Raw genomic sequence first — 16,116 nt, forward strand, 5'->3', positions numbered from 1 at the left:
CATATAACAAATATCCAATCATAATACCTGGAAGAATGAAAATCGTATAGCTTATTAAACAATATCCTAAGTAAGAAAATTTAGTGATAATTTTATCTAACCCCCATATCATAAAAATCATGGGAACAAGGAACATTTTAGATAAATTAATTGGTCTTTCTTGAGAAATAGCAATACCCCTTTTTATTAAAATGAATAATAATATCCATACCCATAATGGAGTTCTTATAAATACTTCTTTAATCATAGTATACATTGTATATCCTCCTTTGTTTTTATTAATATTTACATCAAAGGAGATATAAAGAAATGCTTTTAAACATAAGTGGTAAAAATCAATACATAAGTGGTTATCGGGAATGGTTTTTTAGCTGTTTTTTTAATGAAGAAACATATTTTCTTGATACAATTACTTTTTCTCTGTTTGAAAGCAGTGCTTCCAAATTTCCGTTTGCTTTAGCGGAGAATTTGTTTAAAAAATGAATATTGATAATTATAGTTTTTGAAATTCTAGTGAAATTATCTGGAAGTTCAGATTGTAATTTATATAAAGGACTTTTTATCTCAAATATATTTTCTTTTGTATAAACAAAAATTTTCCTTTCAAGATATTCCAAATAAATAACAGTTGAGCAAGAAATTTTTTCTTGTTCACCTTTGTGAGTAGAATTAACTATTAAATAGTTATCAGAACTATTCTCTAGTGTTGATACCATATCTAGAATAAAAGATGTTACTTTGTGAATGTAGAAGGTACAAGATTCTTCTTTAAGCTTTTCAATAATTTTAATATTTGCTTTCATTTTCTACCATATTTCCCTTTCTTTAAAATAAATTTTAATGTTTGTTTGAAACAAAGTTTAATCTAAGTCAAAATAGTATTTTATATGAATATTATTAAAAAATCTATTAACATATTTCTTCGCATATTTTTTATAAACATCGTAACATTATTTTTACCCCTCCATAATTGCCATCAATTTGAGAAATGTATTCTTCTCAAAAATGAAAATCACCCTAAGATCCTATGGACAACTATGAAAGGATGAAATTTTCGTTTTGGGGATATTTCAGAAGTTTAGCTTGATAGCGATGTGGCGGTACCCCATTGCCATCAACCTAAGCTTTTGTGATCCCCCTCATAACGAAATTTTCACCTTTTTACAATTATTTATGAGAATTCAGCTCATTTTTTCGTTTTGGGGAACAATCAATTTCTTAAGTTGATGGGTATGTGATAATGCTTCCATTTGAACAAATTTTCCTTTTCCATACCGATCACACATCTTTTGTAGAGTAATAGTATCAGCATATCCCAGTTTAAGAGGTTACTTACAAAATATTTAAAATTTTTCCGCGAGAATCCTCCGAAATGTAATACGGACTTTAAATATTTTCATTTATAATTCTTTATTTGTCTATACTTTTCATACCGCTGTTGTATAAGCTCTTCTGAGGATAATAGTATCAATTTTTTTAGAGATAATTCGATTACAGATTCAATCATTTTTGCCTGTGATTTTATATCATTTTGTGCTCCACCTTTAATTTCAGGAATGATTTCATCAATAATTCCTAAATGTTTTAAATCTTTTGCTGAAATTTTCATATGTTCAGCAGCTTCTGGAGCATACTTAGCGTCCTTCCATAGGATAGATGCTGCTCCTTCTGGCGAAATCACCGAGTACCATGAATACTCTAACATATGGATATGGTTACCGACACTAATGCCAAGAGCTCCACCACTTGATGCCTCTCCAATTACAATACAAACAATTGGCACTTTAAGTGTAGTCATTTCAAATAGATTTCGAGCTATCGCTTCAGAAATTCCACGTTCTTCAGACCCTATCCCTGGATAGGCGCCTATTGTATCAATAAATGTAATAATAGGGCGATTAAATTTATCAGCTTGTTTCATAAGTCTTAGCGCTTTTCTATAACCTTCTGGATGTGCCATTCCAAAATTTCTTTCTATACTTTCCTTTGTATTTCTACCTCTTTGATGACCAATAACCGTAACGGGCATTCCTTTAAATTTTGCAATACCACCTATCATTGCTTTATCATCACCATATAATCGATCACCATGAAGTTCGAGAAAGTTTGTAAACAATAAAGGTATATAGTCCAATGTCGTGGGTCGGTTACGTAGCCTTGCAATTTGAACTCGTTGAAAAGGTGTAATATTAGAATAAATTTTATCTTGCATTTTATTTAAACGTTTTTCTAATTCATGAATTTCTGACGATAAATCTACATTATTTTCTTTCATAATTTTCTTTAATTCATCAAATTTCTCTTTTAATTCAATAATAGGACGTTCAAAATGCAAACTCATTTTATCCTCCAAATGTTATGACTTACCTCACTCTAATCAAAAGACTTAGAAATAGAATCAATAAATAATTCAAAACCATCCACAACTATTTTTTGTTCTGATTCTGATAAATTATTGAGAATACTTTGATAAAATGTAATGGATTGCTCTCTTAAGCAATTAACAGTTATGTGACCTTTTTCTGTGAGGTGCAGAAAAAGTTCTCTTCTATTTTTTTCATTTACTTCACGATAAACAAGCCCCTTTTTTACTAACTTATCTACCAATCTACTTACAGTTGAAGTCTCTAATCTAAGTTTATTGGATAGTTGCCAAACAGTTAATTTTTCCACCTCTAGTTCCTCTAACGCCATCATTTGAGAAGTTGGTAAAGGTTTTTCAAATGGTCCATTGGGCAAATTTTGAGATTCAAAAACCCCAGTTATTATAATCATTTTCTTAATATCCGTTCTTAGTTTTAAGGCATCTTCTCTTTTCAAATAGGTCACCCTCCTACAACTAATGCATCATACATCAATTGTATTATACATGAATATGTTTTTTTCACAAGCTTAACGTAAGCCAATATTACAACATGGACGAGATATTTCTTCTTGTTAAAATGGTATAAGTGGATTGTTTTCTACAAATGGCAGAACATCAATTATGTATCAGGGGCCTTTATGGGGTACCGCTCATCGCCATCAAGCTAAGAAAATAAAACTACCCAAAAACGAAATTTTGTGATAACTTGTAACAAAAAACTCATAATTTTTTTGGGGAGTTCTACATTCTTAAGTTGATGGGCATGGGGTAGCACCACATGCCCATCAACTTAAGGTATATTTTTATACAAAATGCGGTCTTTCCATATAGCTTTTTATTATCTTTTATAGATTTTATAAAAGTGGGCATATCAAATAAACCCTGACAGGCTTCAATTTTTTACTATGCTACATGATGAGTAGAAGTGGTATAATCATACACAACACCCAAAATATCAAAGACTGTCTTTTTCTCATATCGATGAGATTTTCGTCCGTTGTGCTGTAGGAGGTTAAACAGACGAAGGAGAACCTTTGATAATTCTTGGGTGTTTTTGTGTAATGCTTGGTAAAAAAGTGAAAAATAATCCTTAATTATGTACATCGCTTTATATTCACTTAGCTCTTTCTGTTTCTTCCGTAACAGGAGTTCTCGCATTTTAAACATGGTAGAAGAACATAATAGAATACTAATGAGTTGCCCATAAAGGTGACATTCTAATCGTTCTTGTTTAATAGATTTACAACGATGAATTTGAAACCAAGATTTCCATATTTTAAATAACAGTTCAATTTGCCAACGTAGTGAATATAAATCATAGATTTTCTCTTTTGGTACCCATTCCGTAGGAATGTTTGTCATATATACCGTAATACCTTGTAAAAGCTTCGTACGCTCTGTATAAGTAATTCCTTTTTTCTTTTCGCGAATAGCTCGGTCACGTAGGCGTTTCTGTTTTTGCTCCTCGGTACATCTATAAACCACAATGCGAGTAGGTAGTTTGTCTTTACTCCCTACATAAACATCATGTAATTCATACACTTGGCCAGGTTGTAATTGTGTCATGATGTCTTCCAAATGAATTTGTATATATACCGGTCTCAATTGAGTGGGCTTTGTTTTAAATACAACTGTTTCGAACTTTTTTCTGTATATTTTAGTTGGTAACTTAAGACGTGATAAATAATATCCTTGCTTGTCTTGAATAGACTTAAAGTCTTGTAAACGAAAATATCCTAAGTCACGAATATATAGTTCATTCTTTTGTGCCATACCTGTTCGAGTCGCACTATATGCCTGATCACTTCGTTTTCCTGGTTCAATTTCCACATCAGAAAATTCCCCACTCAACAAGTCATACTCTAGTTGAATTTTCACACCAGCTTTATGACTGCATCCTCCGGCACCAGGATAAGTAGCTGCGAATCGATCTGGAACTTGGAAGGTTGTAGAATCAAGGATGCGAATGCGCTCAAAGTAAGCTGAAAGAGAATGAGAAATCTTAGATAAACCTCCAATTTTAGCTTGTAGAAGTGTAGTAAATGCAGTTCGAAAGAAAGCTACAGAGGCTGAGTTAAAGCGTCGATTAAGTCCCTCCGGACTTAATAAAATTCCTGTTGAGGTTTCTAACTGACTACAAAGTTGAGTAAGAGAGGTAGTAGCGACTTGTTGATTTAACCATACACACAAAGATAAGAAATGGTGCCCATGGCACTTACGTTTTCGTTTCATCCCGCCTGCTTCTATAGCTAATTGATTAAGTGTAGCGGGAGACATATATCGATATAACTCTTCGGCAAATAAAGATAACTCTTGTTTTTGGTGGATATTCATAAAAAGTACGTCACCCTTTCTCATTAATATAAGAGAATAGTAACGTGCTTTTAACTCCAAAAATAGTCTATATACGGATTTGGAATAAAGTCACGAAGTTTAAAAAAGACGTGTTGTTTTAATAAGGTGCAACGCTTTTGCTCGAGATTACTTATCTAGAGCTTGTTTTATTGAACTAACAGGGCAGGTTACTTCAATAAAAAGAGGGGTTTTAGTGACAAAAGCTAATTCTTATTGCTATAAACAATTATATAGGGGAGTATTTACATTGATAAATTTTTTTAAATATAACTGGCAAGTAAGAGACGAATGGTTTGAATGGTGTAATCAACTATCAAATGAAGAGTTGATAAAAGAGCGAACTGGAGGAGTAGGAAGTATTTTATATACCCTTTTTCACATTATTGATGTTGAATATAGTTGGGTTCGTGGTATTCAAGGCAAAGAAGACATAGTAGTTGAATTTGCTGATTATGATACACTTGAAAGGGTTAAATCTCTTTCAGATAGATTCCGGAATGAAATAGCTGAATTTCTCAAAAAAAATTTAGATGAATTAAAAGAGAAAGCTGTATGTGTTGCTTGGGATGAAGATAAATATACTGTTGAGGAAATATTACATCATATAATTGCTCATGAGATTCACCACATTGGTCAACTCTCTGTTTGGTCAAGAGAAATAGAACTCAACCCTGTACCTGCTAACTTTATTGGAAGAAAGTTTAAATCCATTCATTCTTATTAAACTAAATGGTGCGTTAGTGGTATAAGGAAAATTAAATTAATCAGACTTTTTTATGAAAAACAGTTCTGGAAAATAAAAGAGAGCCATCGTTTTGTTCAATTACTGTTTAAAACAATGGCTTTTTATATGCATTGAAATTATGGGTTTAGAATGATTTTTTAACCAAACTTTATTTTAAACCAGCACAAAATCCTTAAGTTGATGGATGTGGGGTAGCACCACATCGCCATCAAGCTAAAATTTTATAGCATCCCCAGAACGAAATTTTGTACTATCTTGTAATAAAATGCTCATTTTTTCGTTTTGAGGTATTTGCGTTTCTTAGTCTGATAGTGATGGGGTGGGCCCCCACACAGTACGATTTTATTTCAAAAACACAACGATTTTACTACACACTTTTTATTTATCCCAAACTCTCATCTGCTAGTATTACTATTTTTCATTACTAATGTTGCCGTTTCACTCGGATGGCTAAGAGGAAAATGATGGCCATATGGAACAAAATCAACCTTACCAAGATGCGATGGAGCAGAATAACCTCTGTCATAATCCCCCCAAATAATGTGAAGATTATACTTTGTTACTTCATTGAAATCACCTTGATCGTTTTTCAGTAGTAAACTGTTAAGCTGAACCGTAGTATTTAAAATTCTAGGAGAAGTAAAACTGCTCCTTATTTTTTCAATATAATGTTCAGGGATACTCTCTATACTTTCAAACAAACCATTACTTAATAAATATCGCTCTATGAAATTAGTAGTTGCCAGTTTTAATGTCCATTTGTTCATAAATTGAGGAACATTTAGCGATTTAGCATTTTTTTTAACAACAGGTGGCTGAAGTAAAGTGATTGAATACTTCTTATCTATGTACTCTTGTACCAATGCTTCCAGAAGAATAAATGCACCGAATGAATGACCAATTAGATGTGCACCATTCGTAGCTTTCTCCAATAACTTTTTCACTACATTCAAATAGATATCTAGAAGATTTTTCTCTCGTTTAAAAGGAGAACGTCCCAAACCTGGAAGATCCAAGATCCATACAGGTTGACCAGTTTTTTCATGAAGCTCTTGTGCTAAAGGAAATAAATCCTCTCCATCACTCAATAAACCATGTAATAAAATAAACGGTTTACCCTCTCCTTGTAATTGGTAAAGGGTAGTGTTATCGCATAATGTTCGTTTAAATAAATGATTATGCTGGCCATTTTGATCTATCATTCGATAATCCAGATCAGCTACTACGGCAGGGAGAAATTTCATTACACTCGTCTTCTTAAACCAATCCCCTCCCATAATTTTTTTCGCTGAAACATTTGAAAATTTTCGTTTTGTAATAAAATTCAGTCCATCAGAAGGAATTTTTGTTATTTTACTTACTCCACTATTCATAATTGCTTTCATAAGTGGCATTGGGACAGAGATTTTTGGTGCCCTCATATTCATACTTTCTGACATAATACTTAATAACTCAGCAATGTTCTGATCGTGCTGTTTGTCTTCAACAAGTGTATATGTTTGAATAGTCGGTTGCTCTAATCTGAAAACCTGCACAATAAACTTCGCAAGCTCATCGTTTGAAATAAGTGGTAACCTATATCCCTTACCTCCAGGAATCATTGGCATGAGCCCTCTTCGCATACTCATCACAAGCAAACCTAATCCTGCTATCTGCTCTGTACTCCCTGTTTTACTACTACCGACTACAGTTGGCGGATTAATTACAGAAAGCGGATAACCTACTGCTGATGCCTGCTGACGGATATAAAGATCTGCTAAAAATTTTGTTCTCTCATATGGATTTTTTATTTTCAAATAATTATTTCCTTCTTGAAACACATCAATTGCAATCTTGCTATTTTTATCATTAAAGGGACTCATATAACCTACAACATGAATAAATTGTTGCAAGCCCTTCAATTGATGAATACTTTTAGCTAAGTCACTAATATGTTTGGCACCATGTAAAAATACGGAAGCTGCCTCTTTACTTGTCGCTTGTATATCCATGGGGCCTCCTGCGTGAATAATCACATCCGTTTTCAATACCCTCTCCTTATCTTCAGCACTTAGATCTAAATCTATTTTCGTCAAATCACCTTCAATAAAGTGCATAACTTCCTTTTTTAAGTTTCCTCTTTCTTGAAAAAGGCGTATTGCTTTACTTTTCGACCTTACTAAAAGAAGAATTTTAACATCCTCTTTGGCTAATTCTTTCACTAATTGCTGTCCAATAAAGCCTGTTCCACCAGTTAAAAATACTGTTCTCATATAAAATCCCCCTTTTAGTACTAATCAGTACTAATTTGATTTAAAAAAAATGCTTCTTTTATCGAAGCAATTTTAAAAAATGATCTGCTGTTTTCGTGATTACAGTTGCATCCTTCAATGTTTCTGAAATAAATAACGCTCCTTCAAGATTTGTAATAAAAAGTGATGCAACCTCATCAATATGAATCGTATTTCTAAATTCTCCATTCTCTACCCCTTGTTTAAGTAATAGAGAAACTTTCTTTTGTAATCCTGTAAAAAAAAGACCTATTTTTTCTTTTATTTGCGTGGCCTGTTTAGGACTTTGAATATAAAGAGTAATAAATGGACAGCTCCCCTTATACTCTCTCGACTGAACTCCTTGTGATAATTGCTTTAAAAACAGTTGGATACGATCTTCAACTAAAAATTGGTTCTGAGAAAGTACGTCATCAATTGCAGATTGATACATTTCAATCCAATAATCAACGACCGCTTCTAATAATACTTCCTTATTAGAAAAGTGATAATACACATTAGACTTTGAAACTTTGCTTACACGTACTAATTCATCCATACTTGTATAAGCAAACCCTTTTTCTAAAAATAATGTTGCAGCTACTTCAATCACACGTTTTTGATTCATTAATTTTACCTTTGTCATAACTAGAACTATATAGTACTAATTTAAATATTACAAGTATTTATGTTAATTTAGAAAAAAGTTTGTTTAAAAAAGTTCCACTAACATTGATTTTACTGCAAAAAAAATCTTATTTTGAATAAAGTTGAACTGAACCCCGAAATTGTTAATTCACTATCGTCTAATAGAGGTCACCATACATACCCATCAACTTAAGAAAAAGAAATGCCCCCTTATTCAAGTTGCCTAGCCAAAAAATCACGTTTTAATAGACTTCTTTAGCATGCCTATCTTTCTATAAATTACCAGATATGAAACAAGGATCGTTTCATATCTAGTAATTTACTTGATTAGCTTGATGGGTATGGAGCAGTGCCCCTATAAACAAAACCCTCCAGAAACATCTAAAATCTGCCCTGTTATCCAGCGGCTATCAGCAGAAGCAAGGAATGCTACTGCATCTGCAATATCTTCAACTTGCCCTATTCGTTCGAACACAGATGAATTCGTAGCAAAACTTCGTATTTCCGGATCATCTAGCAATTTTGCATTAATATCTGTCTTCGTATATCCAGGCATAATTGTATTCACTGTTATACCTCTTTCTCCGAGATGTTTAGCTAGAGGAAGTGTCATCGTATTTAATGCACCTTTACTTAAGCCGTATGCAATTGAGCCTGTAAAACCAAGTCGTACTTCAGCTGATGAAATGTTAATAATACGCCCCTCTGCTCGTAGTAACGGCAATGTTTGCTGAATTAAGAAGAACGGTGCCTTAATATTTACAGACATAATTTCATCAAAAACTTCTTCTGTCGTATTTTCAATCGTTCCTTGTGTACCTATCCCTGCATTGTTTACTAAAATATCAATCTCTGATGTACCAACCCTTACTTGTAATTCATTCTTCAATTGTTCTACTAGCTTCTTGACACCATCAATTGAATTGAGTTCTGCTTCAATTAAGAATGCTTTTCCTCCATTAGATTCAATCTCACTAATTGTTTCATCTGCAGCTGCCTTATTTCGTCCGTAGTGAATCACAACTAATGCACCGTCGTTTGCCAATCTCATCGCAATCGCACGACCAATACCGCGACTCGCCCCTGTTACTAACGCTACTTTCCCATCAAGATTCTTCATTTTTTCCATCCTTTCTAAATTTCCGTTTAAAAAATCCAACACTTATATTTTCATGCAAACACCGATAATTTTAAATATAGATTTATAAGTAATTCAATTCGTTTACTTATGATATTATAGTTATAACTTACGTTTTACTTTAGAAAATAAAATAAGGAGGCTACACAATGCAAAACACAGTAAAACTGGATGAAATCGATCATAAGATTATGAACTTGTTGTATGAAAATGCGAGAATTTCTGTTTCAGAAATAGGACGAATTATATCCATGACGCAACCTGCTGTAAAAGAGCGTATTAATAAACTTGAAGATCAAGGAGTTATAGCGGCTTACCGAACGAAATTTGAGCCTTCCAAAATTAATAAAAGCATTCAAGCATTCATCATGTTTAAAACGAGCCAATGCTCTGATTTCATCCAATATTGTAATGCCGCTCCTGAAGTAACTGATTTATATCGAATTAGCGGGGAATTTAATTATATGATGAAGGTCATGAGCGATTCGATGGATTCCCTCGCTGCGTTTTTAGACTCGTTAATGCAATTCGGATTATCATCTCCTTTAATTGTTTTAAAGAGTGAGTTCGAGGAGAAATTGTCATTCTAATAAAGGGATACGTATTATTATCCTCACTAACAGTAAAATTTTCTCTTTCTTGAGAAAAACCAACAAAATCAATGACTAGCAAACAAAAAAGAACATTGATTTTTCAATGTTCTTTTTATATCTCTACTTATTAATTCGATTGCTATTCGAAAAAAGCACCTTAATCCCTTACCCTTGATTCCTCTGTGTCTCCCTAAACTCCTCCTTCACCTTCTCTAACAACCCTTCTTCTGTAATTAATCGATACGCTGTATTCGCTAATGCTTTTGCCGATGTAATTAATGCTTTATCTCCTAGTTCTGAACGTGCTGCTTCTCTAAATTCATTCGTATGCGCAATTAAGTCATCTGGACCAATTTTAATGTACGGATGAATTGTCGGCACAACTTGGCTGACGTTTCCTGCGTCGGTTGAACCAATCCCTACTCTTTCTTTACGATTTACATCTTCACCTAATAGTTCTAGTTCTTCCGCTACGATATCGTTATATGTTTTTGTTACGAGTAATTCATCGATTTCATTTTGGAATTGATGGATTTTTACTTTTGCACCTGTTGCTAACGCTGCTCCCTCAGCAATGTTTCTTACTTTTTCTGTTACTTCCGCGCATCTTTTTCGCGTTGCTGCACGGATGAAGAACCTAGCCGCGGCATAGTCAGGAATAATGTTAGGTGCTTTTCCGCCTTCTGTAATGACGCCATGAATTCTCACGTCTGCCGGAAGTTGTTGGCGAAGTGCGTTTATACCGTTATAGAGCTGAATAACCGCATCTAATGCATTAATCCCTTCTTCCGGCGAAGCTGCAGCGTGAGCTGTTTTTCCGTAAAAATGAAAATCAAGTGGATCGACTGCTAGTGAAGGACTCGTTGTTGCTGTTTTTCCGCTCGGATGAATCATAAGCGCCGCATCAATGTCTTTAAATAAACCTGCCTTTACATAACTTGATTTCGCGCTACCATTTGGCCCACCTTCTTCTGCTGGTGTACCAAACACGACAACTTCCCCGCCAATTTCTTCAAGTGTTTCTGATAATGCAATTGCTGCTGCAACGCTAATTGTGCCAATTAAATTGTGACCACACGCATGACCGAGTCCTGGTAAAGCGTCGTACTCCGCTAAAAATGCAATTGCCGGTCCTTGCTTTCCAGAACTTTTTCGCGCAATAAACCCCGTTTCATGTCCAGCTATATTGTGCTGCAACTGAAATCCTGCACTGCCTAGCAATAAACTTAACGTCCTAGATGCGTAAAACTCTTGGTTACCAATCTCTGGATTCGCATGAATATCATGACTTGTTTCTATGTACTTTTCCTTATTTCTTTCGATACTCTCTTCAATTGTTTTTCTTTGTGACGTTACTCCTGTCGCTCCCATTGTTCTTCCTCCTTTTATTTTCACGTAAAAAAGCCTCTTTCTAAAAGATAGAAAGAGGCTTCTGTATATACAGTCAAAATGAGCTTCTTTCTTATCTTTCAAGTTACCTTGCTGGAATTGGCACAGTATTCATAACGAATCCGCTGCCGAGGTATCATAGGGCCAGTCCCTCCACCTCTCGTGATAAGAATTTTCATAAAATTATATTAAATTATTTTTTATTCTAAGTTCATTCCAAGTAAAAGTCAAGGAATTCCTATCCGAATTTACCGAATATCTAAAAATCCTTTTAATACACCAATTGTCTCAGGTGCTTGCAGTCTTGCACATACGTACGGAAATTCCGTACTACCTTCAAATATCATTTGAGATGTAAGCGGTGCGCCTGCCCAGAAGATTTCATCATCAATTACTAAGAATGGGAATGCTTTATTTTGTCTTTGTAACTTTACATTTTTCAGCGGAACTGGTCCATCACTATAAACTGTTATTTGTGCATTTGTACGCATTAACGCTTGCCATACTCGTTTATCTACTTGTTTCGTACTTGGCAGTGAAATAATAATTTTTCGTTTTGCGGCTAAAATATCTTTTAATAGCCCTTTCGGCTCTTCAAGATTCATTTCCATAAACCAGCGTAAACGTTTCGAAATTTTCCGTTCCCACAATTGTCTTGATGTCGTGCGATCATACACATCTCCGTGACGTTCTATATGAGCTGTTAATTGTGATAACGCTTGTTTTCTAGAAAGATTTTTACGCATATAATGGCAATCTGATAATTGAATGAACTTCCCTCTCGCCCTTGTCACTGCTACATTGACGAGGCGATGATTTTTATGGTCAAAGAATAACACGCCAGGTCGTTCTTGCGGATAACTGTCAACCGTATCAAAGATCATCATATCTCTTTCAGAACCTTGAAACTTATGAACTGTCGCCGCTAAAACTGGTATGTTTTGATATTTCGTTCTCTGCAACATTTCTCTAATATACGTCGATAAAAAGCGTGACTGCGCCCTGTAAGGTGTCACAACACCAATCGACTGAACACCGTCTAACAATCCGATTAACATCATTTGCATCGCTACTAAACCAGACATAATGTTAAAACGGGAACCAGAAGCAGCATCTTTTAACGAAAAAGCTCCCATTTGGCTCGTATCAAATAAAACACTCGCTTCATTTGCGAACGGCTGCAATTGCGCAAGTTCTTTACGCTCTGAAACAGACGGATGATCGTATACTCTATTTTTATAAATAAACGAATTCGTAAACTTCGATATATCCGCATGCATACGTCTTTGTTCCTGCAACATAAATAGGTTTGGGTGTGCTTCTGATTTATTAACAGACTCAACAATCCCAGCATGGTAAAACATATCTTCCCCAAGCCATTTGCGAACGAGTTCATGGTTCGCCATCGCAATTGGAGGTAACTGTAAAAAGTCACCGCAAACGACGATACGTTTCCCAAGTGAAGCAGCTAATGCGATTTGCGGAACGAACGCCATACTCACTTCATCTACGACAACTAAATCGAATGTACGCTCATAAATAAGTGAATCAATGGCACATTTCGATAAAGTTGCACCAATTACTTTCGCATTTTCAATATATTCTTTTTCTACTTCTTTAATTTTCGCCTTTTGCTTTCGAAGCTCACTTTCAATCTCTTGTATACGCTTCTTATCAGCAGATGTTGCTTTATACGATAAGATTTTTTCACGAAGATCTTGGCGTGTCTCTTCTAAGTAGAGTCTTTCCTCACCCCATGATCCGTTCGTCGTTTCAACTAATTTCGATGCAAGTAACGTTTCATGATTTCGTATATGTTCATGCTGACTATAACCGTAACGAACAATTTCGCCAGGCGTCCATTTCTTTTTCTTTTCAATTTGCTTCGTTACTTCACTCATTAATACGTCTACTGCCGCGTTACTATGAGCTAACACAAGTACCGATTTTCCTTTTTGATAATGAGCCGAAATAATACGTGATAAATTGTAAGACTTCCCTGTTCCAGGTGGTCCCCATACGTACGTTGTCGGATTGTAAAATGCGCGATATGCCAGTTCATTTTTCGGATTTTTCATCTTCTCAATATGTTTCGGACTGCTCGTCCCATCAACGAGACGCTTTATACGATTACGTTTTAGCTTATCTTTACGTGCTTCTTTCAATCGCTCTTGCAGTTGCTCTAAAAGTTGCCACGGTTCACTGTATAAAACCGCTTCTCTTATTTCACCTTGTATATAATCATTTAATTTCAGTTCTATTTCTAATCCATGTACAGATAATACTTCTCCTGTCGCTTCCTCACCATCGAACTCAATTCGAATTGGTGAACCTTCAGGTAAGCTTACTTCCGAAATAAGCTGAAATACATACACTGTATTCTCATAATCTGTATATAAAAAACGACCGTTCATGATAGAAATTTTACTACCACCTATCGTTTTCCAATGTTTAATTTCATATGCTAATGCATAATGCCACTCTTTCATCGTTTCTGATAATGAAGGAGTTTGAGTAGGTGTATTCATCGTATAATCTCCTTCCTTCTCCCCAAACATACTTTCTCACTATACCATACAACACGCTAAAATTTGTAAGGTTTTTATCTTGCTTATTTTCTTAATTTTCAATAATATATTGTATATAATTTTCAGAAAGAAGGAATCTACATGCCAGTTAGAAGAATTGAACACGTAGGACTTATGGTTGCAAACTTAGAAGCATCTATCTCATTTTATGAAGAAGTAGTCGGCTTACAGCTCCTTCAACGTATGGGGCACCCGAATCCAGACTTAAAACTCGCTTTTTTAGGTGTGGAAGAATCGAAAGAAACGATACTCGAATTAATTGAAGGCTACAATTCTTCCTTGCCAGCAGAAGGAAAAGTACATCACATTTGCTTTAAGGTAGATTCATTAGAAGATGAAATCGAGAGACTAAAGAAACACGCAGTAACCTTTTTACTAGGAGAAGAAATCGAAACATTACCAGATGGAACACGTTACATATTCTTCGCTGGTCCTGATGGGGAGTGGATTGAGTTTTTTGAAACGGAGAGATAATCTGAAGAGACTTTTTACTTCAATAAAGTATAATAAAAGCCGTAGGAGTTTAATGCCTACAACTTTGTAAAAGGATCTTGATTCACTATAAAATATCCTCTATAGGTTTATTCTTAAAATTTACTTTTAACTTGATATTGATGTGACGTAACCTTAAATATGTAGAAATTTAAAAAGCCCCCTAATATTGTTAAAGGGGCTTTACTCATACGAATGATAATTTTTATAAATAATTGCTAAATAGTGAATTTACATAAATGCTTTTAGAAGCTCTTGAACTAATGGGATTGCTCCACCTATAAATTTTAAAACTGCCATTGCGATTTCCATATTATTTCCTCCTCTTTTGTTAGTACTGGGATGTGATTAAACTTTATACACTTATTATAGTAAACGCTTACATTTGTAACAATACATTTCTGTATGCAATATTGCATATTTATACGTTTTGACAATATTTGACCTCTATTAGCCATTCTTTAATGGTACCATAACGAAGTGAGAGTCTTTAAGGGTTCGCCTTAATAGGAGGAAATATGGAAAAAGTTCAAGATATTTACAGTAATATAAAATTTAAGAGTTGGTTTAAACAAGTATTAGCTGTAGGAGGAATATTAGGATTCTGCTACTTGGTGTTATATGGTTTCTGTTTTTTAGTTGATATGTAAATATTATACAGCTACACTAGTGGAGTCTTGCCTACAGAGGTAAGACTCTTTTATTGTACTTGAGATGAACAAACTACATACAATAGTTTTCAGGTTCTTCAGATTTCTCTATATGTTTCCTTGTTCCTCTATGTTCTAGCCCCACTATTTCCTATCATTGAAAATAAATAAACTTCCGTTTATATTGAAAATACAATTTTATTGATGAAAAATGTCTTTTTACTAGATACATATTAAAAAGAAAAGTATAAGTTTTATTCCATTTCGGTACAATCTTTTTATCTTTGAAAAGGACTTAAATCTTATTAATAAATTTGAGTCTTTTTGTATACGTCCATTTCTATATAACCATATAAATATAATATATTAAAAATAATTTAAATGCAAGAATACTTGTAGAGGAACCGCCAGCACTTCGAAAAAAAACAAGCTAAACCAAAAAATACAATAAGCTGCCCATATGGACAGCTTATTTACATAATTTTCTTTATGGGAAATATACTTAAGGCCATTTTTAACTTAATAGGAGTCTAATATCTCAAGTTTCTTAGCTAATACCCAGCTATTTAGACCTAAATATGCATAAATATTGTAATAAAAATAATTCCGGTTTCTCAGTGTTTCCTATAATCTTTTAATATCTTCATAGAATATAGGCCAACCTTGCATTAAGATATTATATATATATTTCTTACTACAAATATGGACGGTATTATCCTTGTTGCAGTTTTAATTTTAATCAAGTCTATTGTAATTACACAGATTGAAATATCTATTCAATTTCAAAAATAGCAAAGGAAATGTATATAAAAAGATCACTTGTCTTAGAAACAAGTGATCTTTTCATTAGATATACTGCAACTTGCTAACAGCAGGTAATTGTTATCCTATTCATATGTTCAAT

At 34.0% G+C, this 16,116-nt stretch carries 13 protein-coding genes, 2 pseudogenes and 1 riboswitch; of the genes and pseudogenes, 4 read left to right on the forward strand and 11 right to left on the reverse strand.

The window, feature by feature from the left end; all coding sequences use genetic code 11:
• From BUA87_RS31530 to BUA87_RS07600, 5 genes and pseudogenes are all read right to left on the reverse strand, one after another.
• Positions 1-256 (reverse strand): annotated as a pseudogene (locus BUA87_RS31530) (hypothetical protein); the annotation flags it as partial.
• Positions 257-350: 94 nt separating this feature from the next.
• On the reverse strand, positions 351-803 hold the full coding sequence (locus tag BUA87_RS07585; RefSeq protein WP_061660782.1) for a LytTR family DNA-binding domain-containing protein: 453 nt from the start codon (positions 801-803) through the stop codon (positions 351-353).
• Between the two features lie 593 nt (positions 804-1,396).
• Positions 1,397-2,341 (reverse strand): acetyl-CoA carboxylase carboxyltransferase subunit alpha, encoded by a 945-nt coding sequence (locus BUA87_RS07590; protein ID WP_000052084.1) that lies wholly within the window; start codon positions 2,339-2,341, stop codon positions 1,397-1,399.
• Positions 2,342-2,373: 32 nt separating this feature from the next.
• Positions 2,374-2,820, reverse strand: coding sequence for a MarR family winged helix-turn-helix transcriptional regulator (locus BUA87_RS07595; protein WP_002094076.1), 447 nt, complete (start codon positions 2,818-2,820; stop codon positions 2,374-2,376).
• A 448-nt stretch (positions 2,821-3,268) separates the two neighbouring features.
• Positions 3,269-4,699 (reverse strand): IS4 family transposase, encoded by a 1,431-nt coding sequence (locus BUA87_RS07600; RefSeq protein WP_110497015.1) that lies wholly within the window; start codon positions 4,697-4,699, stop codon positions 3,269-3,271.
• A gap of 268 nt (positions 4,700-4,967) precedes the next feature.
• Between BUA87_RS07600 and BUA87_RS07605 the strand changes: the two genes are divergently transcribed.
• Positions 4,968-5,444, forward strand: coding sequence for a DinB family protein (locus tag BUA87_RS07605; RefSeq protein ID WP_033667686.1), 477 nt, complete (start codon positions 4,968-4,970; stop codon positions 5,442-5,444).
• Between the two features lie 416 nt (positions 5,445-5,860).
• Here the strand turns inward: BUA87_RS07605 and BUA87_RS07610 are convergent, their stop codons facing one another.
• The 3 genes from BUA87_RS07610 to BUA87_RS07620 form a co-directional block, all read right to left on the reverse strand.
• Positions 5,861-7,717, reverse strand: coding sequence for an alpha/beta fold hydrolase (locus tag BUA87_RS07610; protein WP_072938977.1), 1,857 nt, complete (start codon positions 7,715-7,717; stop codon positions 5,861-5,863).
• A 58-nt stretch (positions 7,718-7,775) separates the two neighbouring features.
• Entirely contained in the window at positions 7,776-8,342 is a 567-nt protein-coding gene (locus BUA87_RS07615) for a TetR/AcrR family transcriptional regulator (RefSeq protein WP_001072309.1), read from the reverse strand.
• A gap of 375 nt (positions 8,343-8,717) precedes the next feature.
• Complete coding sequence (locus BUA87_RS07620) at positions 8,718-9,482, reverse strand: SDR family oxidoreductase (protein ID WP_000792677.1); 765 nt, start codon at positions 9,480-9,482, stop codon at positions 8,718-8,720.
• A 167-nt stretch (positions 9,483-9,649) separates the two neighbouring features.
• Here BUA87_RS07620 and BUA87_RS07625 point away from each other — a divergent pair, with 167 nt between their 5' ends.
• Positions 9,650-10,090 carry an Lrp/AsnC family transcriptional regulator gene (locus BUA87_RS07625; RefSeq protein ID WP_072938980.1) on the forward strand — a complete coding sequence of 147 codons (441 nt, stop codon included), beginning with the start codon at positions 9,650-9,652 and terminating at the stop codon, positions 10,088-10,090.
• A 168-nt stretch (positions 10,091-10,258) separates the two neighbouring features.
• Here BUA87_RS07625 and BUA87_RS07630 read toward each other — a convergent pair whose 3' ends face one another.
• Together BUA87_RS07630 and BUA87_RS07635 are read right to left on the reverse strand one after the other, a co-directional pair.
• Positions 10,259-11,464, reverse strand: a complete 1,206-nt coding sequence (locus BUA87_RS07630) for a M20 family metallopeptidase (protein ID WP_072938982.1) — start codon at positions 11,462-11,464, stop codon at positions 10,259-10,261.
• A gap of 88 nt (positions 11,465-11,552) precedes the next feature.
• Positions 11,553-11,654, reverse strand: a riboswitch (SAM riboswitch).
• Between the two features lie 76 nt (positions 11,655-11,730).
• Positions 11,731-14,040 carry an AAA domain-containing protein gene (locus BUA87_RS07635; RefSeq protein WP_002094077.1) on the reverse strand — a complete coding sequence of 770 codons (2,310 nt, stop codon included), beginning with the start codon at positions 14,038-14,040 and terminating at the stop codon, positions 11,731-11,733.
• A 111-nt stretch (positions 14,041-14,151) separates the two neighbouring features.
• Between BUA87_RS07635 and BUA87_RS07640 the strand changes: the two genes are divergently transcribed.
• Complete coding sequence (locus BUA87_RS07640; protein WP_001145271.1) at positions 14,152-14,544, forward strand: VOC family protein; 393 nt, start codon at positions 14,152-14,154, stop codon at positions 14,542-14,544.
• Between the two features lie 249 nt (positions 14,545-14,793).
• On the opposite strand, the pseudogene BUA87_RS32115 reads toward BUA87_RS07640, so the two are convergent.
• Positions 14,794-14,981: pseudogene (locus tag BUA87_RS32115) on the reverse strand (hypothetical protein).
• A 99-nt stretch (positions 14,982-15,080) separates the two neighbouring features.
• Between BUA87_RS32115 and BUA87_RS31695 the strand changes: the two are divergent.
• Positions 15,081-15,212 (forward strand): hypothetical protein, encoded by a 132-nt coding sequence (locus tag BUA87_RS31695; RefSeq protein WP_000416932.1) that lies wholly within the window; start codon positions 15,081-15,083, stop codon positions 15,210-15,212.
• The last annotated feature ends 904 nt before the right edge of the window (positions 15,213-16,116 follow it).

The organism is Bacillus sp. bc15 (assembly GCF_900142585.1).
In the GTDB taxonomy this organism is placed as follows: domain Bacteria; phylum Bacillota; class Bacilli; order Bacillales; family Bacillaceae_G; genus Bacillus_A; species Bacillus_A cereus.